General features: G+C 69.6%; 22 protein-coding genes, 1 tRNA gene and 1 pseudogene. 13 read left to right on the top strand and 11 right to left on the bottom strand.

Annotated features, from left to right (window positions below; all coding sequences use genetic code 11):
• From AC5Y36_RS06870 to AC5Y36_RS06855, 4 genes are all read left to right on the top strand, one after another.
• Positions 1–1,032, top strand: coding sequence for an EcsC family protein (locus AC5Y36_RS06870; RefSeq protein ID WP_500040121.1), 1,032 nt, complete (start codon positions 1–3; stop codon positions 1,030–1,032).
• Between the two features lie 484 nt (positions 1,033–1,516).
• Complete coding sequence (locus AC5Y36_RS06865) at positions 1,517–2,386, top strand: oxidoreductase (protein WP_500040120.1); 870 nt, start codon at positions 1,517–1,519, stop codon at positions 2,384–2,386.
• Positions 2,387–2,390: 4 nt separating this feature from the next.
• Complete coding sequence (locus tag AC5Y36_RS06860; RefSeq protein WP_500040119.1) at positions 2,391–4,766, top strand: lysylphosphatidylglycerol synthase domain-containing protein; 2,376 nt, start codon at positions 2,391–2,393, stop codon at positions 4,764–4,766.
• A 46-nt stretch (positions 4,767–4,812) separates the two neighbouring features.
• Positions 4,813–7,179 carry a flippase-like domain-containing protein gene (locus AC5Y36_RS06855; RefSeq protein WP_500040118.1) on the top strand — a complete coding sequence of 789 codons (2,367 nt, stop codon included), beginning with the start codon at positions 4,813–4,815 and terminating at the stop codon, positions 7,177–7,179.
• Positions 7,180–7,248: 69 nt separating this feature from the next.
• On the opposite strand, the gene AC5Y36_RS06850 is transcribed toward AC5Y36_RS06855, so the two are convergent.
• The 4 genes and pseudogenes from AC5Y36_RS06850 to AC5Y36_RS06835 all read right to left on the bottom strand — a co-directional run bounded on the left by AC5Y36_RS06850 (position 7,249) and on the right by AC5Y36_RS06835 (position 9,926).
• Complete coding sequence (locus AC5Y36_RS06850; RefSeq protein ID WP_500040117.1) at positions 7,249–8,316, bottom strand: galactokinase; 1,068 nt, start codon at positions 8,314–8,316, stop codon at positions 7,249–7,251.
• Entirely contained in the window at positions 8,313–9,332 is a 1,020-nt protein-coding gene (gene galT, locus AC5Y36_RS06845) for a galactose-1-phosphate uridylyltransferase (RefSeq protein ID WP_500040231.1), read from the bottom strand. The genes AC5Y36_RS06850 and galT overlap by 4 nt, the downstream gene beginning before the upstream one ends.
• Positions 9,309–9,374: pseudogene (locus tag AC5Y36_RS06840) on the bottom strand (galactose-1-phosphate uridylyltransferase); the annotation flags it as partial. The gene galT and the pseudogene AC5Y36_RS06840, both read right to left, overlap by 24 nt.
• A gap of 45 nt (positions 9,375–9,419) precedes the next feature.
• Positions 9,420–9,926: a DUF5994 family protein gene (locus AC5Y36_RS06835; protein ID WP_500040116.1), complete on the bottom strand. Its 507-nt coding sequence runs from the start codon at positions 9,924–9,926 to the stop codon at positions 9,420–9,422.
• Positions 9,927–10,263: 337 nt separating this feature from the next.
• On the opposite strand from AC5Y36_RS06835, the gene AC5Y36_RS06830 reads away from it, so the two are divergent.
• Both AC5Y36_RS06830 and AC5Y36_RS06825 read left to right on the top strand, forming a co-directional pair.
• Positions 10,264–10,467, top strand: coding sequence for a cold-shock protein (locus tag AC5Y36_RS06830; RefSeq protein WP_500040115.1), 204 nt, complete (start codon positions 10,264–10,266; stop codon positions 10,465–10,467).
• Between the two features lie 143 nt (positions 10,468–10,610).
• The gene (locus AC5Y36_RS06825; RefSeq protein ID WP_500040114.1) at positions 10,611–12,704 is read left to right on the top strand and encodes an FUSC family protein; all 2,094 of its coding nucleotides are present in this window, start codon (positions 10,611–10,613) and stop codon (positions 12,702–12,704) included.
• Here AC5Y36_RS06825 and AC5Y36_RS06820 read toward each other — a convergent pair.
• Both AC5Y36_RS06820 and AC5Y36_RS06815 read right to left on the bottom strand, forming a co-directional pair.
• Positions 12,691–13,473: a PIG-L deacetylase family protein gene (locus AC5Y36_RS06820; RefSeq protein WP_500040113.1), complete on the bottom strand. Its 783-nt coding sequence runs from the start codon at positions 13,471–13,473 to the stop codon at positions 12,691–12,693. The genes AC5Y36_RS06825 and AC5Y36_RS06820 overlap by 14 nt on opposite strands.
• 37 nt (positions 13,474–13,510) lie before the next feature.
• Positions 13,511–14,008 (bottom strand): DUF309 domain-containing protein, encoded by a 498-nt coding sequence (locus AC5Y36_RS06815; protein WP_500040112.1) that lies wholly within the window; start codon positions 14,006–14,008, stop codon positions 13,511–13,513.
• Positions 14,009–14,060: 52 nt separating this feature from the next.
• Here AC5Y36_RS06815 and AC5Y36_RS06810 point away from each other — a divergent pair, with 52 nt between their 5' ends.
• Positions 14,061–14,492 (top strand): pyridoxamine 5'-phosphate oxidase family protein, encoded by a 432-nt coding sequence (locus AC5Y36_RS06810; protein ID WP_500040111.1) that lies wholly within the window; start codon positions 14,061–14,063, stop codon positions 14,490–14,492.
• 3 nt (positions 14,493–14,495) lie between these two features.
• On the opposite strand, the gene AC5Y36_RS06805 is transcribed toward AC5Y36_RS06810, so the two are convergent.
• Together AC5Y36_RS06805 and AC5Y36_RS06800 are read right to left on the bottom strand one after the other, a co-directional pair.
• A complete protein-coding gene (locus AC5Y36_RS06805) occupies positions 14,496–16,094 on the bottom strand; it encodes an amidohydrolase (RefSeq protein ID WP_500040110.1) in 1,599 nt (532 codons plus the stop codon).
• A gap of 204 nt (positions 16,095–16,298) precedes the next feature.
• Positions 16,299–16,384 (bottom strand) — tRNA-Tyr (locus AC5Y36_RS06800).
• Positions 16,385–16,457: 73 nt separating this feature from the next.
• Here AC5Y36_RS06800 and AC5Y36_RS06795 point away from each other — a divergent pair.
• The 4 genes from AC5Y36_RS06795 to AC5Y36_RS06780 all read left to right on the top strand — a co-directional run bounded on the left by AC5Y36_RS06795 (position 16,458) and on the right by AC5Y36_RS06780 (position 19,673).
• The gene (locus AC5Y36_RS06795) at positions 16,458–16,949 is read left to right on the top strand and encodes a YajQ family cyclic di-GMP-binding protein (protein WP_500040109.1); all 492 of its coding nucleotides are present in this window, start codon (positions 16,458–16,460) and stop codon (positions 16,947–16,949) included.
• Positions 16,950–17,003: 54 nt separating this feature from the next.
• Positions 17,004–17,513: a hypothetical protein gene (locus AC5Y36_RS06790; protein WP_500040108.1), complete on the top strand. Its 510-nt coding sequence runs from the start codon at positions 17,004–17,006 to the stop codon at positions 17,511–17,513.
• Positions 17,510–18,124, top strand: a complete 615-nt coding sequence (locus tag AC5Y36_RS06785) for an RES family NAD+ phosphorylase (RefSeq protein ID WP_500040107.1) — start codon at positions 17,510–17,512, stop codon at positions 18,122–18,124. The genes AC5Y36_RS06790 and AC5Y36_RS06785 overlap by 4 nt, the downstream gene beginning before the upstream one ends.
• A 70-nt stretch (positions 18,125–18,194) precedes the next feature.
• Entirely contained in the window at positions 18,195–19,673 is a 1,479-nt protein-coding gene (locus tag AC5Y36_RS06780; protein ID WP_500040106.1) for a flavin-containing monooxygenase, read from the top strand.
• Positions 19,674–19,686: 13 nt separating this feature from the next.
• Here the strand turns inward: AC5Y36_RS06780 and AC5Y36_RS06775 are convergent, their stop codons facing one another.
• On the bottom strand, positions 19,687–21,054 hold the full coding sequence (locus tag AC5Y36_RS06775) for an Rv0964c family protein (protein WP_500040105.1): 1,368 nt from the start codon (positions 21,052–21,054) through the stop codon (positions 19,687–19,689).
• A gap of 104 nt (positions 21,055–21,158) precedes the next feature.
• Here AC5Y36_RS06775 and AC5Y36_RS06770 point away from each other — a divergent pair, with 104 nt between their 5' ends.
• Positions 21,159–21,443: a WXG100 family type VII secretion target gene (locus tag AC5Y36_RS06770; RefSeq protein WP_500040104.1), complete on the top strand. Its 285-nt coding sequence runs from the start codon at positions 21,159–21,161 to the stop codon at positions 21,441–21,443.
• Between the two features lie 50 nt (positions 21,444–21,493).
• A complete protein-coding gene (locus AC5Y36_RS06765; protein WP_500040103.1) occupies positions 21,494–22,519 on the top strand; it encodes an NAD(P)H-dependent glycerol-3-phosphate dehydrogenase in 1,026 nt (341 codons plus the stop codon).
• Between the two features lie 115 nt (positions 22,520–22,634).
• On the opposite strand, the gene AC5Y36_RS06760 is transcribed toward AC5Y36_RS06765, so the two are convergent.
• Positions 22,635–22,979, bottom strand: coding sequence for a toxin-antitoxin system HicB family antitoxin (locus AC5Y36_RS06760; RefSeq protein WP_500040102.1), 345 nt, complete (start codon positions 22,977–22,979; stop codon positions 22,635–22,637).
• A gap of 155 nt (positions 22,980–23,134) precedes the next feature.
• Positions 23,135–23,998 carry a zinc metalloprotease HtpX gene (htpX, locus tag AC5Y36_RS06755; RefSeq protein WP_500040101.1) on the bottom strand — a complete coding sequence of 288 codons (864 nt, stop codon included), beginning with the start codon at positions 23,996–23,998 and terminating at the stop codon, positions 23,135–23,137.
• Positions 23,999–24,049 lie beyond the last annotated feature (51 nt).

Raw genomic sequence — 24,049 nt, 5'->3', positions numbered from 1 at the left:
GTGGCCACCGCTGCGGACATGTCGGCCTATGAGCGCGACGCCTGGGACGCGCTGGTAGCCGAGGCCGACAAGCAACACCACCAATCCCATCGTTTCGAGGACTGGACCCGCGGGATCCGGCAACGCGCCCGCGACGCGACGGAGCGGGCGCGGGCCGCCGCGCAGCGGGTGCCCGGCGCCGAGGCCACCATCGACACCGTCGATGCCGCGATCACCAAGACGATGGAGGGACTGCAAAGCGTCCTGGTGGAACGCGGCCTGGGCTCGGTCACCCCGGACGGGATCTTCGCGATGTTCGCCGAGGCCGGTGTGACGGTGCAGTCCTACGACGACGTGCGCGCGCTGGACTTGCAGTTGTGCGACGCGTCGGTGCCGCAGCGCAAGGAGCGCTACATCGCGCTGGCCGCCGCCGAAGGCGCCGCCTCGTCGCTGGCGGTGACCGGCGGCGTGGTCTCCGCGGTGGTCACCGGCGGCACCACGGCGCTGGTCGCGGTGTCGGCGATCGCCGCCGACGTGACGACGGTGATGGTGGGCATGGGCCGCATCGTGGCGGTGGTGGCCGCCCACTACGGCTACGACGTGCGCGAACCCGACGAAGAGGTGTTCGCCTCCGGGGTGATCGCCTACGCGGTGGCCGGCAATGCCGGGGAGAAGGCGGCGGCGCTGGCGTCGCTGTCGCGGTTGACCACTCAGCTCTCGCACGCCGCGATCCGGCGCAAGCTGCAGCAGCGGCAGATGGTCAACGTGGCCGAGAAGGTGTTTTCGACGCTGGGCTTCATGCTGGTGCGAAGCAAGGTCGCCCAGGCCATCCCGATCGTCGGCGCGGTGCTCAACGGCGGGTTCAACGCACGCCTGGCGCACCTGACGTTCACCCGCGCCCAACAGGTGTACCGGCTGCGTTTCCTCACCGAGAAGTACGGCCTGGACGCCGCGCGGTGGGCGCCGCCGGCGGTGGCCGGCGAGGTCATCCACGTGCCGCTGGTCGACGAGGTGCTCGAGGCGGAACTGGCCGCCGATCCCACCGACGACTGACCGGGTCGCCTCACCCGTCACTGTGGTCGCGGCAGCGGAAGCATGTGCCGATCTGCCCGCCTCCGCGCGACAACCCGGTGTTTCCCCAGGTGACCGGACGGGTCTATGGTCCTGTGCGTCGCTCCCGTCTCGGTGGCCACGTAGGTCACGGATTGTCGCCGAGAACCCGGTGCCCGGCTCCGAGCGGGGCTGGCGGCGGATGCGGCCGCGGGGGCCCACAACGGCCGTCACCACCCCCGTTGTCGCTGATAGCCGGGCACCCGCCCACCAGCGACAATCTGGGGTGAATGGGCCGGGTGGGACGCCGGGGACGCAGGTGACGACGCGACGGTCGGGCGGTGATCGCCCACCTGGGCCGATGCCGGCACTGTCGCTCAGACCCGGGCAGATCGACACATGCCCCGGCGCTCGGGACGGATGAGACGGATGAGACTACGAACCCTAGTTCCAGGTGCGCGGTGGCCGCGGAGATAGTGTGACCGGCATGGCCTGGCAAACAGCTGAGATCCCCGACCAGACCGGCCGCACGTTCGTCGTGACCGGAGCCAACGGCGGATTGGGCGAAGTCGCCACCCGGGTACTGGCCGACAAAGGCGCGACCGTGGTGATGGCGTGCCGCAACACCGCCAAGGCCCAGCAGATCGCCGACACCATCACCGGCGACGTCACGGTGGCCCCGCTGGATCTGGCCGATCTGGCGTCGGTCCGTGAATTCGCCGCGCAGCAATCCGCATTCGACGTGCTGATCAACAACGCCGGCCTGATGTACGTCCCGTTCAGCCGGACCAAGGACGGCTTCGAGACCCAGCTCGGCGTCAACCACCTGGGCCACTTCGCGCTGACCGGTCTGCTGCTGGACAAGATCAGCGACCGCGTCGTCACCCTGTCGTCCATCGCGCACAAGCAGACCCCCACCTTCCGGGTCGACGACCTCAACTATGAGCACCGCCGCTACAACCGGATCCTGGCCTACGCCCAGTCGAAGCTGGCGAACCTGATGTTCGCCCGCGAGCTGCAACGCCGGCTCACCGCCAATGGCGAGACCAAACGCTCCTACGCCGTGCACCCCGGGGTGTCGGCCACCGACCTGTTCACCAACACCGGCACCCCGCTGGACCTGGTCGCCAAGTACGGCGTGGCGCTGGTCGGCCAGTCGCCGCGGCGGGCCGCGGAATCCATGCTGTTCGCCGGGACCATGCCCGACGCCGACCCGGCGATCTATTGGGGGCCCACCCGGATGGGGGGCAATCGCGGCCCCGTGCAGCCCTGTCCGTCCAGCGGATTATCGAAAGACATGACGCTGTGGCTTCGGCTCTGGGAGGAGTCGGAGAAGCTGACCGGGGTTAGCTACTGACACCGTGCGGGTAGACGGACGCGACATCGAGTTCACCGGGAGCCTGCTGCAGCCCCTGACCCGGCGGACCAGCGACTTGGTGCGGCTGGCCGGCGCGTTGCTGTTCCTGGCGATCGTCACCGCCGGCACGAAAATCACCCGGTACGAATGGGTGACGCTGGAGAAGTCGATCGCCCAGATCCTCGACCCGCTCTCGCCCACCCAGTCCAAGGTGGTGCACCTGGCCTACGGGCTGGTGATGCTGGCGCTGCCGTTCGCGATCCTGATCGCCCTGGTCATCGCCCGGCAGGCCAAACTGCTGGCCGCGTCGGTGGCTGCCGGGCTGCTCGCCGCGGTGCCGTTGTCGCTCGATGATCTCACCTTCAAACTGCCGCACTGGGATTTCGACCTGTCCGACCAGCCCGGCACCGGCCTGCTGAGCTTCCTGCACGAACCGGGCTGGGTCGCGATGATGGCCGCCGTGCTCACCGTGGCCGGGCCGTGGTTGCCCACCCGCTGGCGCCGCGCGTGGTGGGCGCTGCTGCTGGCCTACATCCCGATCCACCTGATGATCGACACCCTGGTGCCGCACCACGCGCTGCTGGGCCTGGCGGTGGGCTGGCTGGTCGGGGCGCTGGTGATCCTGGCCGTCGGCACCCCGGCGCTGGAAGTTCCGCTGGACGGCGCGGTCCGCGCGCTGGGCCGGCGCGGCTACGTCGTCTCCGAACTGACGGTGCTGCGGCCGTCGCGCCGTCGCGGGCTGTCCCTGCTGGCCACCTCGACCGATCCGGGTCACGCCGTGCTGCTCGAGCTGTACGGGCCGCACCAACGCATCGGCGGTGTGCTGCGCCAGCTGTGGCGCGCCGCCCGGCTGCGGCCTACCGAAACCCCGCCGCTGCACGCCTCCATGCGCCGCGTCATCGAACACCGCGCGCTGATGTCGATCGCGGTCGGCGACATCGGGGTGGCCAACACCACCACCGTCGCGACCGCCACCCTGGACCGGGGCTGGACGCTGTACTCCTCGCGGCCGGTGCGCGGTGTCCCGCTGGCCGAATGCGCCGACACCACACCGATCACCGCGGTCTGGGAATCCCTGCGCACCCTGCACCGGCAGCAGATCTCGCACGGCGACCTGCGGGCCGACGACATCACGGTCAGCGAGGACGCCGTGCTGTTCGGCGGCTTCGACAACGCCGAATACGGCGCCACCGCCGCCCAGCTGGACTCCGACATCGCCCAGCTGCTGGTGACCACCGCCGCGCTCTACGAGTCGGAGTCCACGGTCGCCGCGGCCATCGAGGTGTTCGGCCGCGGCGCGGTGCTCGACGCGTCGCGCCGGCTCACCAAAGCCGCTGTCCCGGCGCGGGTCCGGGCCTCGGTCGACGACGCCACCACACTGATCAACCGGGTCCGCGGCGAGGTCATGCAACAAACCGGAACCGACGAGATCCAGGCGGCCACCATCACCCGGTTCTCCCGCAGCCAGCTCATCCAGCTGGTGCTGCTGGTGGCGCTGGTCTACGTCGCCTACCCGTTCATCAGCGCGGTGCCGACGTTCTTCGTCGACCTGACCCGGGCGAACTGGTGGTGGGCGCTGGCCGGGCTGGCGGTGACCGCGCTGACCTATGTCGGTGCCGCGGCCGCGCTGTGGGCCTGCGCCGACGGTGTGGTCAGCTGGACGCGGCTGTCGATCATGCAGGTGGGCAATACGTTTGCCGCCACCAGCACACCCGCCGGGATCGGCGGGCTGGCGCTGTCCACCCGGTTCCTGCAGCGCAGCGGCCTGAGCGCGGTGCGGGCCACCGCGGCGGTGGCGCTGCAGCAGACGGTGCAGGTGATCGTGCACCTGTGCCTGCTCACCGGGTTCAGCATCGCCGCGGGCACCTCGTCGCAGCTGGCCAACATCGTCCCGGACGCCGAGGTGCTCTACCTGGCCGGCGGTGCCGCGCTCGGAATCCTCGGCACCCTGCTGTTGGTCCCCCGGCTGCGGCGCTGGCTGACCATGTCGGTGCATCCCAAACTCAAGGAGCTGTCCACCGCGCTGATCGACGTTGCCCGCCAACCGAAACGGTTGGTGTTGATCGTGCTCGGCGACGCCGGGACGACGCTGGGCGCGGCGGTGGCGCTGTGGATGAGCATCCAGGCGTTCGGCGGTGGCATCAGCTTCGTCACCGTCGCGATGGTGACCATGGTCTTCGAGACGCTGGCCTCGGCGGCACCCACCCCCGGCGGTATCGGCGCGGTGGAAGCCGCCCTGATCGGTGGTCTGGCCGCGTTCGGGGTGCCGGCGGCGCTGGGGGTGCCCGCGGTGCTGCTGTACCGGGTGCTGACCTGCTGGCTGCCGGTGTTCGCCGGGTGGCCGGTGATGCGCTGGCTGGCCCAGAACGACATGATCTGACCGCTGTGACCCGCTTCGGGCAGCTGTCCGGTTAAGTTGAGACACCATGCGAGTTGACGGGCGCGACATCCGGGTCACCGGCAGTCTGCTGCAACCGCTGACCCGCCGTACCAACGACATCCTGCGGCTGGCGCTGGCGGCGCTGTTCCTGGCGGCGGTGATCACCAGCTCGCTGGTCACCCGCTACGAATGGGTGATCCTGGAGCGGTCCATCTCGCGGATCGTCGGGGTGCTGTCCCCCACCCAGTCCAACCTGGTGTACCTGGCCTACGGCGTCGCGATCCTGGCGTTGCCGTTCATGATCCTGATCGGACTGATCGCCGGGCGGCAGTGGACCCTGCTGGGCGCCTACGCGGTGGCCGGGGTGCTGGCGGTGCTGCCGCTGTCGATCACCGGCAAGGGGATTGCCGCACCCCGCTGGCATTTCGACCTGTCCGAACGGCTGGCCACCACACTGGCGCAGTTCCTCGACGACCCGCGCTGGATCGCGATGCTGGCCGCCATGCTGACCGTGTCCGGGCCGTGGCTGCCGTCGCGGTGGCGGCGCTGGTGGTGGACGCTGCTGCTGGCGTTCGTCCCGATCCACCTGGTGGTCAGCGCCATCGTGCCGGCCCGCTCGCTGCTGGGGCTGGCGGTGGGCTGGTTCGTCGGCGCGTTGGTGATCCTGGTGGTCGGCACCCCGGCCCTGGAGGTGCCGCTGGACAGCGCGGTGCGGGCGCTGTCGCGCAGCGGCTGCGCGGTCGCCGGGCTGACCGTCATCCGTCCGGCCGGCCGCGGCCCGCTGGTGCTGTCGGCGATCGCCGAAACCCCGGCGGTGATCGAGCTGTACGGCCCCAACCAGCGCAGCGGCGGCGCGCTGCGGCAGGTGTGGCGCAAGCTGCGGCTGCGCACCACCGAGACTTCCCCGATCCACGCGTCGCTGTATCGGGCCGTTCAGCATCGCGCGCTGATGACCGTCGCGATCGACGAGGTGGGGGTGGCCAACACCTCGACGATCGCGTTGACGGCCCTGGAGCGGGGCTGGACGCTGTATGCGCACACCCCGCCGCGCGGGCTGCCGATCTGCGGTTGCACCGAGGACACCCCGGTCATCCAGGTGTGGGAGTCGCTGCGCCGGCTGCACGATCGGCGGATCTCGCACGGCGACCTGTGCAGCACCGAGATCACCGTCGACAACGACGCGGTGCTGTTCGGCGGGTTCGACAACGCCGAATACGGCGCCACCGACGCGCAGCTGCAATCCGACATCGCGCAGCTGTTGGTGACGACGTCGGCGCTGTACTCGCCCGAGGCGGCGGTGACCGCGGCGATCGAGGTGTTCGGCCGCGACACCGTGCTGGCCGGGTCGCGGCGGCTGACGAAAACAGCGGTGCCGGGCCGTATCCGGGGATCGGTGAGCGACGACAAGGCGGTGATCGCCGCGGCCCGCGAGGAGGTCAAGAAGCAGACCGGGGCCGATCAGATCCGCACCGCGACCATCACCCGGTTCAGCCGCAGCCAGCTGATCCAGCTGGTGCTGCTGGTGGCGCTGGTCTATGTCGCCTACCCGTTCATCAGCGCGGTGCCGACGTTCTCCTCCCAGCTGCGGACCGCGAACTGGTGGTGGGCGCTGCTCGGGCTGACGGTGTCGTCGCTGACCTACCTGGGTGCGGCCGCCGCGCTGTGGGCCTGCACCAACGGGACGGTGAGCCTGCGCAATCTGTCGATCATGCAGGTGGCCAACACGTTTGCCGCGACCACCACCCCGGCCGGGGTCGGCGGGCTGGCGCTGTCCACCCGGTTCCTGCAGAAGAACGGGCTCTCGACGCTGCGCGCCACCGCCGCCGTCGCGCTGCAGCAGACGGTGCAGGTGATCGTGCACGTCGCGCTGCTGATCGTGTTCACCACCGCGGCCGGCGCCTCGGCGGATCTGTCGCATTTCGTGCCCAGCCCGACGCTGCTGTATCTGATTGCCGGTGTGGCGCTGGGGATTATCGGCGCCGTGCTGCTGGTGCCGAATCTGCGCCGCTGGTTGACCACGGCGGTGCGGCCCCGGCTCAAAGAGGTCTCCGCCGACCTGATCGAAATATCCCGCGAACCGCGGCGACTGGGCCTGATCGTGCTGGGCGCGGTCGGGACCACGCTGGGCGCGGCGCTGACGCTGTGGGCCAGCGTGGAAGCCGTCGGCGGCAACACGTCGTTCGTCACCGTGACCGTGGTGACGATGGTCGGCGGCACGCTGGCCTCGGCCGCCCCGACCCCGGGCGGTATCGGCGCGGTGGAGGCCGCCCTGATCGGTGGTCTGGCCGCGTTCGGGGTGCCGGCGGCGGTCGGGGTGCCCGCGGTGCTGCTGTATCGGGTGCTGACCTGCTGGCTGCCGGTGTTCATCGGCTGGCCGGTGATGCGCTGGCTGACCAAAAACGAACTCATCTAATCGGCTAATCGACGTTGACTCTGCGCGTACGGCGCAAAAGTGTGAGTGGACTGCGCCCTACGCGCACAGTCAACGGGTCGGGTGGGCGCCCGCCGCGGCGTGGGTGCGGGTGATCTCCGGCGCCGGGTGTCCGGCGTCGGCCACCGCCTGGCGCACCGCGTCGCCAACGGCGGCGGCCCGGCCATCGGGCACCAGCGCGATGACGCAGCCACCGAAGCCGCCGCCGGTCATCCGGGCACCCAGCGCACCGGCCCGCTCGGCGGTGTCGGCGATCAGGTCGATGTGTGCGGTGGTGATCTCGAAATCATCGCGCATCGACGCGTGCGACGCGGTCATCAGCCGGCCCGCCGCCACCAGATCCGATTGGTCCAGCGCGGCAACGAAATCCAGCACCCGCTGGTTTTCGGTCAGCACGTGCCGGGCCCGGCGGGCATCGACCGGGTCGGCAATCCCGTCGAGCCGCACCGCCTCCCGCAGCGAAGACACCCCCAGGTCAGCGGCGGCCCGCTCGCAGGACGCGCGTCGCGCCGCGTACTCGCCGCCGACGTGCTGATGCGGCGCCCGGGAGTCGATCAGCAGCAGCGCCACCCCGTCGAGCTCGAAGGGCACCGGCCGCACGACCAGGTCGCGGAAGTCGATCAGCAGCGCGTGGGCAGGGTCACCGAACAGGGAGGCCAGCTGGTCGAGCAGACCCGTTGGGGCGCCGACGTAGTCGTTCTCGGCGCGCTGCGCGAGGCGGGCCTGCTCCAGGCGGTCGATGCGGGTGCCGGTGGCGGCGGTGAGGGCGCCGAGCACCGCGCATTCCAGTGCCGCCGACGACGACAACCCGGATCCGATCGGGACGTCGCTGCGGATCGTCATCGTGCCGCCCGGCATCGAATAGCCGGCGCGGCGCAGCGACCAGATGACCCCGGCCGGGTAGGCGGCCCAGCCGGTGATCTCGCCGGGAGCGGTGTCCAATCCGATGCGCACCACGGTGTCGGCGTGCTCGCTGTCGACGGTGATGGCGTCGGCGCCGGCCGGTATGAAGGTGACGGTGGTGCGCTGCGGTATCGCGATCGGCAACGCGAAACCGGCGTTGTAGTCGGTGTGTTCGCCGATCAGGTTGACCCGGCCGGGCGCGGAGTAGGTGATCACAGCGCCCGCAGCCGGGCCGCGACGTCTTCGGGGGTGACGTCGGCGATGAACGCGTCCATCGCCGACTCCGAGGCCGCCAGATACTTCAGCTTGGCGGCACCGCGCCGGATCGACATGAACTCGACGTGGAAGTAGCCGTCGGGCTGCTTCTCGGTGTACTGGTGCAGTGCGGCCATGTAGGGCAGCGGGGTGGGATAGAGCCGGTCGAACCGGGCCAGCAGATCCTGATACATCGCGGTGAAGCCGACGAGTTCGGCGTCGGTGAGCTCACACAGGTTGCGCACCAACCGGTTCGGGTACAGGTGCACCTCGACGGGCCAGCGGGCGGCGAACGGCACGAACGCGGTGAACAGCTCGTCGCGGGCCACGATTCGCACACCGTCGGCCTGCTCGCGGGCCAGCAGGTCGACGAACAGGTTGCCGCCGTGCCGGTTTCGATGCTCGCGGGCCCGCGCCAACATGGTTTCGGTGCGCGGCGTCAGGTACGGGTAGCCATAGATCTGGCCGTGCGGATGCCCGAGCGTGACCCCGACCTCCTCGCCGCGGTTCTCGAAGCAGAACACCTGCTCGATGCCGGGCACCGTCATCAATTCCGCGGTGCGGTGCCGCCAGGCCCGCACCACCAGCCGGGCGTGCTCGGCGGGCAGCCCGGCGAACGATCCGGTGTGGTCGGCGGAAAAGCAGATCACCTCGCAGCGGCCGTAACCAGGGGCGGCACCCTCGGCCGGATCCGGGGCCGCTCCGACACCGGCCAGGCTGGGGAACCGGTTCTCGAACACCACCACGTCGTAGTCGGCGGCGGGCACCTCGCTGCTCAGCCCGCTGGGTCCCGGGCACAGCGGGCACGCCTCGGGGGGCGGCTTGTAGGTGCGGTCCTGGCGTTGCGCGGCGATGATCACCCACTGCCCGGTGGCCCGGTCGTAGCGCAGCTGCGACGGGGACGGGTCGCGGACCGGCAGCGGGCGGCGGTCCGGCACCGGCGCCGGTGTGTGGCCGGGCAGCGCGAAGAACAGCAGCTCGCGGCCATCAGCCAGGGTCCAGCGGGTGGGCGCCGTCACGCCCAGCAACCCTAGTGCACACCGGCATCGACCAGCCGCGACACGTCAATCGGCGACAGGCGGATCCGCGGCGCCCCGGTCCCGCAGAGCGCACCGGACACTTTCTGCACGTGCGGCGCGGACCAGCTGGTCGGCGGTGCGAAAAGTCGCGGTATCGCGTTCTGCCGGCGAGACGGGCAGGTCCGCCGCGCGGCGCAGCACCATGATCGCTAGCGCCACCGAGGTCCGACAGGGGATGACCAGCAACGTCGCCGAGGCCGTGGCCCCGCTGATCGTCATCATCCGCTGGTCACCCAGGGCGCGACGAGGATCGGTTTCCTTGGCGAGCTCCAGCGCATTGAAATTCGGCGCCCCCGCCAGCGACGACCAATTGACGCTGATGCCGGTGATCTCGCCCAACCGTCCGACCAGGCCGTCCAGCAGCTCGGGAAGCTCCCGAGCCAGCGACGCGGTGTGCGGCCACCACGCGCCGTCCAGGTCGCTGCGTAATTCCACGGCCAGCGCAAGCCGCACCGGGCTGGCCAGGCGCCGACCGCGCGTGAACGATTTCATGGTGCCGTCGTCGACGAATCCGAGGCCGCCGCAACGCGACTGGGATGGCAATCTCGGTGATCCATGGCGAGTCCCTCCACTCGGGGTCGACCCGGCACACGGCTGTGGGGATCGCAAACGAATCCGGTTGCAGCGGCTTAATTTCGGCATCACACCGGAGTTCACCGACGGCGAGAGACGTCCACCTCGACGCTACACCCTGCTGCGCAAAAGAAGGTCGTCGCTTTCCGCACGAAAATAACCGGAAATACTCAGGATTCGGGCGGCTGTTTTTGCCCGTGCTAGGCTACGGGCCGGGTGTTTTCTGCATCCAATCTGAATGAGAGAAGTCGAAAGTATGACACAGGGAACTGTGAAATGGTTTAACAGCGAAAAGGGCTTCGGCTTTATCGCTCCCGATGGCGGCGCTGAGGATGTGTTCGTTCACTACAGCGAGATCCAGGGCAACGGTTACCGTTCGCTCGAGGAGAACCAGCGGGTCCAGTTCGAGATCGGCCAGGGGAGCAAGGGCCCCCAGGCTACCGGGGTCACCCCCGTCTAGGCACGCGTAGCAACGCACACGTGGGCTGGCAGGCACTGTCCTGCCAGCCCCAAGTGTTTTTCGGGGCGATTTCGCGACATCACCCCCTAAGGGGGGACGATAGGAGCGATGGACCCCGAACCAGCGCCCGTGGATTTCGGCCGGTGACCACCCGCCTGGAGCAGGCCCGCACCTGGGCGCTGGGCTCGGATCCCGGGCTGTTGCGCCTGCAACTGGCCGGCCGCACCACGCTCGCGCTGGGGGTGGCGCTGCTGGTGCTCGGCGTGTTGACGAAGGCGACCGGGCAACCGTTGACCGTCGCGCTGTTGGGCGCCGTGGTCGCGATGGTGTCGGCGCGCGGTGTCAACGATCCCGACCCGCGCCGGCAGCGGGTCACCTTGGCGCTGCTGCCGCTGCCCGCCGCGGCCTCCATCGCCACCGCCACCGTGCTGGCCCCGCACCGGGTGGCCGCCGATGTCGCGTTCGTGCTGATCCTGTTCGTCGCGGTCTACATCCGCCGATTCGGTGCCCGCGGAACGTCATTGGGCATGGTCGCGGTGATGACCTACTTCTTCTCGCTGTTCCTGCGCGCCGGTGTCGCCGAGTTGCCGTGGCTGATCATGGCGGTCGCCGTGGGCACCCTGTGCAGCTTCGTGATGACCACCTATGTGCTGCCCGAGCGGCCCGACCGGCTGCTGCACCGCACCGTGCGGTCGCTGCGCGCCCGGATGGCGATCGTGGTCGACACCGCCGCCGATGTGGTGCGCTCCGAGCGGGTTGATGAGCGACGCCGACGCCGGCTGCGGATCCGGGTGGCCCGCCTCAACGAGACCGCGCTGATGGTGCAAAGCCAGCTCGAGGACAACGTCGACCCGGCGACCGTGTGGCCCGGTGTCAGCGGCGCCGAGTTGGCGTTGCGGCTGTTCGACGCCGAGCTGACCATCGAACGGGTCGCGGTCACCGCCGAGCGGGTGACCGACGCCGACGTTGCGGCGACGGTGCGCGGGCAGCTGGCCGCCGCGTTGCGGGAGCTGGCCGCCGAGATGCGCGCCCCCGGATTCGGCGGGCTGGCGCGGGCCGGCAAGGCCGCCGAGGCGCTGGTGGACGGGACCGGCGTCGAGGTGCGAAGGGTGGCGATGGCGATCATCGACACCACCGCGGTGATGAGCGCGATCCGGGCGTTGCCCGAGCGCGGCGCCGACGGCCCGCTTGACGTCGTCGCGACCCCGGAACCGGAACCCGAGGCCGCGCCCGACACCGGGCTGCGTCCGACCACCCGGCAGGCCATCCAGGTCGCGATCGCCGGGTCGCTGGCGATCGTCGTCGGCGAGCTGGTGTCCCCGGACCGCTGGTATTGGGCGGTGATCGCCGCGTTCGTCACCTTCGCCGGCACCGCCTCGTTCGGCGAAACCCTGACGAAGGGTTGGCAGCGGCTGGTCGGCACGGTGCTCGGCGTGCCCGCCGGGGTGCTGGTCGCCACCGCGCTGTCCGGGGACGCCGCGGTGTCGCTGGTGTCGATCTTCGTCTGCCTGTTCTGCGCCTTCTATGTGATGAAGGTGGCCTACGGGCTGATGATCTTCTGGATCACCACCATGCTGGCGCTGCTCTACGGGCTGATCGGCCAGTTCAGTGTGGACCTGCTGGTGTTGCGGATCGAGGAGACCGCGATCGGGTCGGTGATCGGGGTGACCGTCGCGCTGCTGGTGCTGCCGGCGCGCACCGGCACCGCGATCCGCCGCGATGCGCACGCGTTCTTGACGACGCTGTCGGCGGTGGTCGAGGAGTCGGTGGGTCAGCTGGTCGGTGCCGCCGGTGCGGTCGGCGCCACCGAGCAGGCCCGCGGATTGCACCGCCAACTGCAGCAGTTCCGGGAGACCGCGAAGCCGGTGACGGTCGGGATCGCCGGTCTGGCGGGGCGCACCAGCATCCGGCGCGGGTTGCGGCTGCTGAAGGCCTGCGACCACTACGCGCGCACCCTGGCCCGCTCCAGTGAAAGCTCCCCGGCGCTGTCGTCGGAGCTGTCCGACGCGTTCACCGCGGCAGCCGAACAGAACCGGCGCAACATCGACGCGTTGGTGGCGATCCTGGATCAGCGCGAGGCGCTGGACATGCGGCCGGTCACCGACCTGCTGGACACCGTCGACACCGGCACCGAGGACCGCGCGGTGCTGGCCGCCTCGCACGCGTTGCGGCAGATCGACCGGGCGGTGGTGGATGCCGCCGTCGACCTGGGCGCCGGGGAGATCAGGCTGTGGTGAAGATGTCGCGGTGCATGGTGCCCGGCGCGGCCGCTGGCTCGACGAACCATTCCCATGGGAACAACAGCCCGAACAGCTGGGGCGGCAGCCGCAGCAGCATCCGGTAGGCGCGTGCCTTCACCCCGGTGTCGCCGATCTGCGAGTGGTGCGCGGCGAACGCGTCGCGCTTCTGCCGGGCGAATCCGGCGACGTTGACGCGGTGGGTGATGGTCGCCCGCGGCGCGTACGCGGTGCGCGCGACATCCAGGTCATACGGTGCGGGCAGCCGCAGCCGGGTGGCGAACTCGGCCACCCGGCACAGCAATTCACGCGGCATCGTCGCCTCCAGCACCCGCGGGGTCGCCGCGAGTTCGGCGGCCCGCTTGCCGACGTGATGCACCTGGATGTGATCGCGGTGCCCGTAGCCGCCGTTGGCCTGGTAGCTGAGCAGCAGATCGGCGTTCTCGGCGCGCAGGATGTCGGCCAGTTTCTGGGCGGCCTCGTCGCGATCGGCGCGCGCGAACCGGACCCGACCCGGCGGGTCCGGGTAGAAGTCGGGGCCGTGCCCGCTGTCCGCGTAGCCCAGGCATTCCACCCGATGCACGCCGAGAGTGTCTGTGCTGGAACGCAACTCGTCGAGACGGTGGCTGAGTGTCCCGTCGCCCATGTCCCCGTCGGTCGCGGTGACCACCACCACCCGGTGTCCGGCGGCCGCGGCTTGAGCCAGGGTGCCGCCGGTCAGGATCACTTCGTCGTCGGGGTGGGCGTGGAAGGCGACGACGGTGGGCATGCCCCAGTTTGCATTGATGCTGCGTCCAGGGTGCAAGCTACTCGGACTTTTCCGCCCTGCGTGCAGAGTCAACGAGGAGGCTGGGCCGCAGCCGCGCCGGCGGGATCTGCTCCCCCGCGGCCAGGTCCGCCAGCAGGGCGTCGGCGAACCGCACCAGGCCGTCGACGTCGACGCCGTGACCGTCCGGCGCGGCCACCAGCCGCGACGAGGCGCTGCCCAGCAGGGCGATCGCGCCGTTGACGTTGCCGCGCTGGACGTGGGTGATGCCGACGGCGAGCTGCGCCAGGCCCTGCCACAGGTCGCGTTCGGCGACCGGCCCGTTCTTCCAGGCCGCCTCCAGCACCTCGTGGGCGTTGAACGCCAACCCGCGGTCCAGCAGGTCCTGGGCGTAGGCCAGCGTCTCGGCCGGCGGCAGCCGCAGATCGTCGGGGATGCGCGGCACCCCGACGCTGCCGCGCGGCAGCGGCCGGCCCAACGCGTCGCGGGGGCGTGCGCTGCGCGGCCGGCCGGACTCGTCGCGATCCCGCTGCGCCATGTGCCCATCATGCCGGTGGAATAGCGCCGGGGACGTCGCTGTTGCAGCCGCCATGCCGAAATCCTTCACCGAAGCCGAACGCCAGCAGTTTCTCGCCGACAAGCACGTCGCCGTGCTCGCGGTCGACGCCGAGGACGGCCGCCCGCCGGCCAGCGTCCCGATCTGGTACGACTACACACCCGGCGGGGCCATCCGGGTCAACACCGGCGTCGGGACCCGCAAGGCCAAGCTGATCGAGCAGGCCGGCAAGGTAACCCTGGTGGTGCAGCACGAGGAACCGCCGTATCAGTACGTCGTCGTGGAGGGCAGCGTGGTCGACGTCGTGTCGCCGCCGCCGCTGCAGGCCCGCGAAGACATCGCGATCCGCTACCTCGGCGACGAGGGCGGGCGGCAGTTCGTGGCGCAGATGGACGCCGACGGCCAGGTGCTCTACACCATCCGGCCGGACCGCTGGATCACCGCGGACTTCACCGGCGAGCTGTAACCCTCAGTAGACCTGGCGGCCGGCCAGGAAGGTCGCGCGGACGTCGAGGTCGGCGATCGCCTCGGGCCGCACGGCGCGCGGGTCGGCCGACAGCACCACCAGGTCGGCGTACTTGCCCACCTCCAGCGACCCGATCACGTCGTCGGCGAACAGCTGCCAGGCCGCGTCGATGGTCTGCGCCCGGATGGCCTGCTCGACGGTGAGCCGCTCCTGGGGGGCCAGCACCCGGCCGCTGGGCGCCGTGCGGGTGGCGGCGACGCTGATGTTGCGAAGCGGCTCCTCGGGGGTGACCGGCGGGTCGTTGTGCAGCGAGATCCGCATCCCGGTGGCCACCGCCGACCCGGCGGGCATCCACTGCGAGCCGCGCTGCTCGCCGAACAGCCCGTCGACCAGAATGTCTCCCCAGTAATGGATTTGGTCGACGAACAGGCTGCAGGTGACGCCCAGCGCGGCGGCGCGGCGCAGCTGCTCGGGCCGGATCGCGCCGACGTGTTCCAGGCGCAGCCGGTGATCGGGTCGCGGGTGGCGGCGCAGCACGTCCTCGTAGACGTCGAGGATGGTGTCCACGCCGTTGTCGCCCTGCACATGGCAGGCCATCTGCCAGCCCAGCGGGAAGTACGCCTGAACGATTTGGGCCAGCTGCTCGCCGGTGTAGTTGGCGTGGCCGCAGGAGCCGGGCATCACCCCGATGGCGCGGGTGGCGTCGGTGTCCAGGTAGGGAAACGACAGGTCGATGTTGCCGATCCAGGGCGAGCCGTCCACCCAGATCTTGATGCCGACCTGGCGCAGCAGGTCGTCGCCGTCGCCGGGGGCGGCGTCGGTGTGCAGCTGCGGGTTGGAGATCTCGTAGGTGCGCAGCCGCACCGTCAGCTCGTCGTGCAGCTGGGCCACCAGCGGCCGGAACTGCGGCGAGAACGCCATCTCCGAGCAGGTGGTCAGCCCGGCGCGGTTGAGCCGCGCGCATTCGGCGCGCAGCATCTCCGGATAGTTGCCGGGCCGCATCGCCTCACTGAGCAGCGGCATCAGCGCGCCGGTCTCCTCGGCGGTGCCGTCCAGTTCGCCGGTGGCGTCGCGGCCGTACTTGGCGCCTTTGGGGTCCGGGGTGTCGCGGGTCAGGCCGGCGTGGCGGGCGGCGGCGCTGTTGAAGTACGCCTTGTGCCCGGAGTTGTGCACGATCACCAGCGGGGTCGCCGGCGCTATGGCGTCCAGCCAGACCAACGTGGGCTCGGGTAGGCCGGGCTGCAGCAACGCATCCCAGCCGATCGCATAGGCGCCTTCGGCACCGCGGTGCACGACCTCGCGGCGGATCATGTCCACCACGGTGTCGGCGTCACGGACGGTGACCGGCCGGATGTCGATCATCCGGTCGGAGAGCACCACGGCTTCCATCAGCGGATGTCCGTGCGCCTCAACCAATCCGGGCATCACACAGCCGTCGCCGAGGTCGAGGCGCTGGGTGTTGGGGCCGACCAGCCAGTCGACCTCGCGACGGTCTCCGACGGCGACGATGCGCCCGTCGGCGACCGCGAGCGCCTCCGCGGTGGGCTGCGCGTCGTTGACCGTGAGCACCGTTCCGGTGATGACGAGATCCGCTGCGGGCATGGCGCTCCTATCGGCCGGTCTCGGGCGAGTGTAAGCCGATCGGAGCGACACTCGGGGTGCTGACTGAAATCGACGGATTAATTTCGCGAACCCCCGATTCTGGGGGCTATAGGTCAATCTGGACGTCTATTTCAGTGGAGACGTCGAGGCGCCCGGGTAAAAAATGTCCCGAGACACCGTTCGACGGTGTCTCGGGACATAGCGTGGTGGCAGGTGCAGGATTCGAACCTGCGTAGGCTTTCGCCGACGGATTTACAGTCCGCTCCCATTGGCCGCTCGGGCAACCTGCCGTATCGCGCCTAGCAGACTACAACGAAGATGTACCCCGGGTACAAACCGGCATTAGCGAGAAGGGACGGATCCATGGCCGATTCATCGTTCGACGTCGTGAGCAAGGTCGACCGCCAGGAGGTGGACAACGCCCTGAACCAGGCCGCCAAGGAGCTGGCCACCCGCTTCGACTTCCGCGGCACCGACACCACCATCGCCTGGAAGGGCGAGGAGACCATCGAACTGGTCAGCTCGACCGAGGAGCGGATCAAGGCCGCCATCGACGTGTTCAAGGAGAAGCTGATCCGCCGCGACATCTCCATGAAGGCCTTCGACGCCGGCGAGCCGCAGGCCTCCGGCAAGACCTACAAGGTCAGCGGCACCCTCAAGCAGGGCATCGACAGCGAGAACGCCAAGAAGATCACCAAGCTGATCCGCGACGAGGGACCCAAGGGGGTCAAGTCCCAGATCCAGGGCGACGAGATCCGGGTGTCGTCGAAAAAGCGCGATGACCTGCAGGCCGTCATCTCCCTGCTCAAGCAGGCCGACCTGGAAGTGGCGCTGCAGTTCGTCAACTACCGCTGACGTGCGGTTCGTGCACCTGGCGCGGGCGCATGAATCGCAGGTAGACTGGCCGGTATGACGACGACCCTCGAAGACCTGACCGTCGCCACGCGACGGGTCCGGGAAAGCGCGGCAGCCGTGGGCGCGGCGCTGTCGTCGGTTGCGGTCTACACCGAACCCGCCGTCACCCGCGCGGTGCAGGCCGAGCACAACCTGTACGCCCGCATCGAGGCCGAGTTCGGGATGCTGACCAGCACCGAGGCCGGCAAACGGATGGGCTCGCGCTCCAGCGCGCCGCGCAACCACGCCACCACCGCGCACCGCAACAAGGCGCTGGTCGCGGTGCGCCGCGGCAACTACCTGGCCTATCCCGGATTCCAGTTCGGGCCCGACGGGCAGCCGCTGCCCGTCATCGCCCGGCTGCGCGAGATCGCCGAGGCCAACGACTGGTCGGAGGCCGGTCTGGTGCAGTGGCTATGCGGCCCGACGACGTACTTCGACGGCGACCGCCCGGTGGACCACCTGGCCGAGGATCCGGACCGCGTCGCCGCGGTGGCTGCGGACGACTTCGCCATCTCGTGGTGACCGGGCCGCCGACCCCGTTCGACCCGGCCACCGTCATCCTGCCCGCGGGCGATCTGCTGTACCGCGTCTTCACCGCGACCCGCACGCCGACCGACTTCAACCCCGGGATCGGCGCGCCGACCCGCTTCGGCTTCTTCGGCGAACCTGCAGTGCCGGTCCTGTACGCGGCCGACACCGAAGACGCGGCGGTCGCCGAAACGCTGCTGCACAACATCCCGGCCGACGGCGGCGTCCTGCCCTACGACAGGTACTCCGACAAGGCACTCGTCCTGCTCGCCGTGGCCCGCGACCTGCGGCTCGCCGTCCTGCACGGCCTGGGATTACGACGCCTCAAGGTCACCGCCGACGAGGTGACGTCGAGTCCCGCCTCCAGCTATCCGAGCACCGTGCGGTGGGCCGAGGCCGCGCACCGGATCGGGCTGGACGGCCTGGTGTGGATGTCGCGGATGTGCAATGACAGCAAGGCCTACGTGTTCTTCGGCGACCGCTGCGCCGATGCGTTCAGCCAGGACCCGTCGCACGCCCGGATCTTCGCCAGCCCCGCCGACCAGATGTGGCTGATCGAGCGCTGCGCGCCGCTGCATGTGGACGTGTTGCTCGAACCGCTGTGATCCCACCGCCGTCGGTGCCTACCCTGGGAAGTGAGCGGCGCCACAGTCGCCGGGAAGCGAGGCTGCGTTAATGACCGGGACCACGGACGTCGACGTCGTCATCATCGGTGCGGGCATCTCGGGTATCGGTGCCGCCTACCGCATCACCCAGGCCACCCCCGACGCCAGCTACGTCATCCTGGAACGCCGTGAGCGCATCGGCGGCACCTGGGACCTGTTCCGCTACCCCGGGGTCCGTTCGGACTCCAGCATCTTCACCCTGTGCTTCCCGTTCGAGCCGTGGACCGGCAACGAGGCGGTGGCCGACGGACCCGACATCCGCGAATACCTGGCCGCGACCGCGCGCAAGTACGGCATCGAGCCCAACATCCGGTTCAACAGCTACGTGCGCGCCGCGAACTGGGATTCGGCCACCGACACCTGGACGGTCAGCGTCGACGACGGGGCCGGGTCCACCAGCAGCTACCGCGGCCGGTTCCTGTTCTTCGGGTCCGGCTATTACAACTACGACGAGGGCTACACCCCGGATTTCCCCGGCATCGAGACCTTCGGCGGCACCGTCGTGCATCCGCAGCACTGGCCCGAGGACCTGGATTACACCGGCAAGAAGATGGTGGTCATCGGCAGCGGCGCGACCGCGGTCTCGTTGATCCCGTCGCTGACGCAGCGGGCCGCCAAGGTCACCATGCTGCAGCGCACCCCGAGCTACCTGATTTCGGCGTCGAAGTTCAGCCCGTTCGCCAACCTGCTGGGCACGGTGTTGCCGCGACGGTGGGCGCACCCGCTGATCCGGATGCGCAACGCGCTGTTCGAGGGCCTGATCTGGTTCCTGGCGCGCAAGGCCCCGGGCTTGATGAAGTGGATGCTGCGCCGGCAGGCGATCAACCGGTTGCCGGCGGGCTACGCGGTGGGCACCCACTTCAAGCCGCCGTACAACCCGTGGGATCAGCGGCTGTGCCTGAGCCCCGACGGGGACCTGTATCAGGCGATCAGCGACGGCCGCGCCGAGGTGGTGACCGACCACATCGACCACATCGACGCCACCGGGATCGCGTTGAAATCCGGTGCGCACCTGGACGCCGACGTGATCGTCACCGCCACCGGGCTGCAACTGCAGGCACTCGGCGGGGCGCGGATCAGCCTGGACGGCACCGAGATCAAGCCGCAGGAACGGTTCGTCTACAAGGCGCACATGCTCGAAGACGTGCCGAACCTGTTCTGGTGTGTGGGCTACACCAACGCGTCCTGGACGCTGCGCGCCGACATCACCGCGCGGGCCACCGCGAAACTGTTGGCCTACATGAAATCCCGTGGCTACACCCACGCCTACCCGCATCTGGGCGGTGAGCTGATGCCGGAGAAACCGGCCTGGGACATCCAGGCCGGTTATGTGCAACGCGCGCTGCATGCGCTGCCTAAATCCGGTACCAAACGGCCGTGGAATGTGCGGCAGAACTACTTCGCCGACGCCATCGACTACCGCTTCGACAACCTCGAAGAGGCGATGGTGTTCGGCCGCGCCGGCGATCGGGCGCGCCTGGCCGGCTAGCCGCCGCGCCGCGCTAGTTCACCAGCACCACCGAGGGCGGGCGCGTCGGCGGCCCGAGCTCGGTGGTCGGCGGCGCGAAGAACGGGACCGTCCCGGCGGGACCCTTGAAGTGCGCGAGCAGGTTGGGGTCCCCGACCGGCAACGTCAGCGGGAGGCCCAACAGCGGACCCCACTGGTCCACCCGAAACGGCGGCCATCGCTGTGCGACCGTGGTTGTCGACAGCGGTGCCCCCTGGCCGGCGGGTCGATCCTGATAGACCTCGAGCGCCGGGAACGACGTCGCCGTCCCACCGATCCGGACCCCTGCGCCACCGGGCTGAACGACCAACTCCCCGCGCACACAGACGGTCGCCTTCCCCAGCGCCTCACCGCCCGGCGAGAACGGGTCGGCGGCTTGGTAGCCGATGTAGACCGAGCCGTCGCGGCGTTGCGCGACCCTGACGGTGGGCGTGCCAGCCTGGGCTTTGCCGGTGCTGAGGTTGACCGACGGATTCTGGCGTGCCACCACCAGCCCGTTCTCGTAGTCGATTTCGATGCCGACGCGGCTGTTTTCCGGGCTCGCGGCGGGGTTGAATCCGCGGTTGTCGCCGGCGTTGTCGTCCAGCGGTGGGAAGTGCAGCGGCGCGGGATCTTTGACCTTCGCCGACGGGATGAACAGGTTCGCCCGGACCACGCCCTGTCCGGGGACCGGGCGGATGCGGCCCACCACGACGGTCGGGGCCACCCCGCGGTTCTTGGGGTCGTAGCTGTGTGGATCGAGTTCGGCGGCGGTCTCCCAGTCCGCCGCCGAACTCGGTGGTCGACCGAAAACAGTTGTGAAAGCGTCGATCTGGTTCTGCAGGCGGGTCTCGGCCTGCCCGGGCGGGCCGAGGACCGCCGGGATCGGCGCGTCGCCGTCGGCCATGTCGATCGCGGTGGCCAGGGTGTCGTCGAGGGCGTCGGCGTCGGCGACGACGGCGTCGAGCTTGTCCTGCAGGTCGAGTTCGTAGATCAGCGCGTCGACGGGGTTGGTGACCCGGTCGGTGAACTCGACGCGGCTGGTTACCGGATTCACCCGCAGCGCATGCTGTTCGGCTTCGGCGATCAGTGCCGTCAGCCGGGCCTGAACCGCGGCGATACCGTCGGCCGCGGTTTTGGCGGCGTGCGCGACGGCCATCGCCTCCACACCGTGGGCGTCCAGATCCGCCCGGGTGGTCGCGATCGAGGTTCGCGCGGCCACCGCGGTGTCTCCACCCCAGTCGTCGAAGACGTCCAGTGCGCCCAGCCCGGCCGAGGCGTCGAAGGCGGCCTGTCCGCGGTCTTTTGCCGCCAGGAACACTGCACGCACCGCGTCGGCGCTCCACCGTTGGATCTCGGCGACCGATATTGCGTTCCCGCTCATGGCGACCCCCGCCCGCTGATGTGCGGATTCTGGCAGCTGTCCGGGTGATCGTCACTTCACCCGGGTGAAGTGACAGCCTTCGGTGACGGTGCTAGGAACCAGACATGTTGCGGGTGGATCTGGAGGGTCTGGTGACGGCGGCGGCCAGCGTCAGCGGGCACGGCGAGGACCTGGCGGTTCGGCACCTGGCCGCCGACAATCGGATCGCAGCGGCGGCGCCCGGCTGGGCCGGCCGCTCGGCGACGGCGCTGAACAACCGGACGTCGCACTGGGTGACGGCGTCGGCGGCGATGCTGACCCGGGTCGGCGAACACGCGGCGGACCTGCGCAACGGCGCGGTGCGCTTCGCGGCGATGGAGGGGGCCAATAGCGCGTTGCTGGACACCTGAATTGACGATCTGCCGGTGCGATATGCGGCGTCGGCCATAGGGTGATCGCCATGGCACCTACACAGCGCGAACCGAACGTCGTCGTCCTCGGCGGCGGGTCCTGGGGCACCACCGTCGCGTCGATCTGCGCGCGCCGCGGGCCGACGCTGCAGTGGGTGCGCTCCGAGGAGACCGCCGCCGACATCAACAACAACCACCGCAACAGCCGCTACCTGGGCGACACCGCGGTGCTGTCCGATTCGCTGCGCGCCACCACCGACTTCGCCGAGGCGGCCAGCTGCGCCGACGTCATCGTGATGGGGGTGCCCTCGCACGGGTTCCGCGGCGTGCTGACCCAGCTGGCCGCTGAGTTGCGGGCGTGGGTGCCGGTGGTGTCGCTGGTCAAGGGGCTCGAGCAGGGCACCAACATGCGGATGTCGCAGATCGTCGAGGAGGTGCTGCCCGGGCATCCGGCCGGCATCCTGGCCGGCCCCAACATCGCCCGCGAAGTCGGCGAGGGCTACGCGGCCGCGGCGGTGCTGGCGATGCCCGACCCACACATGGCCGCCACGCTGGCGGCGTTGTTCCGCACCAAGCGGTTTCGGACGTACACCACCGACGACGTGGTGGGGGTCGAGATGGCCGGCGCGCTGAAGAACGTCTACGCGATCGCCGTCGGGATGGGCTACTCGCTGGGGATCGGCGAGAACACCCGCGCCCTGGTGATGGCGCGGGCGGTCCGCGAGATGTCCAAGCTCGGCGAGGCGATCGGCGGGCACCGCGACACCTTCTCCGGGCTGGCCGGCATGGGCGATCTGATCGTCACCTGCACCAGCCAGCGCAGCCGCAATCGGCACGTCGGCGAACAGTTGGGCGCCGGCAAGTCCATCACCGAGATCATCGAGTCGATGAACCAGGTCGCCGAGGGTGTCAAGGCCGCCAGCGTGGTGATGGAATTCGCCAACAAATACGGGCTGAACATGCCGATCGCCCGCGAGGTCGACGCGGTGGTCAACCATGGCGCCAACGTCGAACAGGCTTACCGCGGGCTGATGACCGAGGCCCCCGGCCACGAGGTGCACGGCACCGGGTTCTAGGTGTGCCGAATGAGGTGTCGCCGCAGCAGGTTTCGGACTTCTCCTGACCCATTGGCAACATCAGTACCAATTTCCAGCCGATGAGTGGTCGCGGAAAACGATAGCGCCGGCGATATCACCAGTCGAAGAGGCTGGTCGGCGGCCGATCCGCGAGCTTCATCGCGATCCAATGATTCATCGACACATGCTGATCGGCCGCCTCGACAGCGAGCCGCGCATGCAGCGTCGGTGATGTCCGGACCAGGAAAGTGCCGCTGAAGGACTGCTCGGTGATCGGACGCGGCAGGTCGTGTTCGGCCTCCTGGCGCTGGACGATCTCGCTGTCCACCGCACGTTCTGCCGCGGCCATCGCCTCCAGCATCGTGGGTGCCGAACAGGTGATCGTCGGCAATTCCAGGCAGCGGGCCAGGTATTCGTCGCGCTCCTGGAACCATTCGGCCCGGTAGGTGTAGTGGTTCATCGCGAGCCCAGTAGCGCATGTAGTCAGCGATTCGACAAGCCACTCATCCCCAGGACCCGCGGCCGGCGGGGCGAGTGATATCGCCGGCGCTATCGTTTTTCGCGACCACTCATCGGCTGGAAATTGGTGCCGGTGAGGCCCGTGTGGCAGCCGAGTTAACCCCGGGCCATCTCCTCGAGTCGGCGAATCCGGTCGGCGATCGGCGGGTGGGTGGAGAACAGCGCCCCCATCCGCTCGCCGGCCCGGAACGGGTTGGCGATCATCAGATGCGACTGGCTGGCCAGCTGCGGTTCCGGCGGCAGCGGTGCGGCCTGCACGCCGGCGGTGATCTTGCGCAGCGCCGACGCCAGCGCCAGCGGGTCGCCGGTCAGTTCGGCACCGGACTGGTCGGCCTGGTACTCCCGCGAACGCGACACCGCGAGCTTGACGACGGTGGCCGCGATCGGGCCCAGCAACGAGACCAGCAGCATCGCAAAGGGGTTGCCGCCCTCACGGTTTCCACCGCCGAGCATCCCGGCGAACATCGCCATGTTGGCCAGCGCGGTGACCACCGACGCCAGCGCGCCGGCCACACACGAGATGAGGATGTCGCGGTTGTAGACGTGGGACAGCTCGTGGCCCAGCACCGCGCGCAGCTCACGCTCGTCGAGGATGTCCAGGATTCCGGTGGTGCAGCACACCGCGGCGTTGCGCGGATTGCGGCCGGTGGCGAACGCGTTGGGTGCGTTGGTGTCGCTGATGAACAGCCGTGGCATCGGCTGATGGGCGGTGGTGGCCAGCTCGCGCACGATCCGGTACATCATCGGCGCCTGCAGCTCGCTGACCGGCTGCGCGTGCATGGCCCGCAGCGCCAGCTTGTCGCTGTTGAAGTAGGTGTAGGCGTTCATGCCGACCGCGAACAGCACCGCCAGCCACATCGCCGACCGGCCGAACAGCGACCCGACGAACACGATCAGTGCCGACATCCCGACCAGCAGCGCGAATGTCTTGAACGTGTTGTGATGCGGATGCCAGGTCATCAGCGCCCCCTCCTCTGAACTGGGTACTGCTGATTAAACGCCCATCAGCCG

It is taken from the genome of Mycobacterium sp. NGS50 (assembly GCF_059812545.1).
Note: the sequence above shows the minus strand (reverse complement) of the source record. Positions and strands in the feature narration are given on the sequence as shown.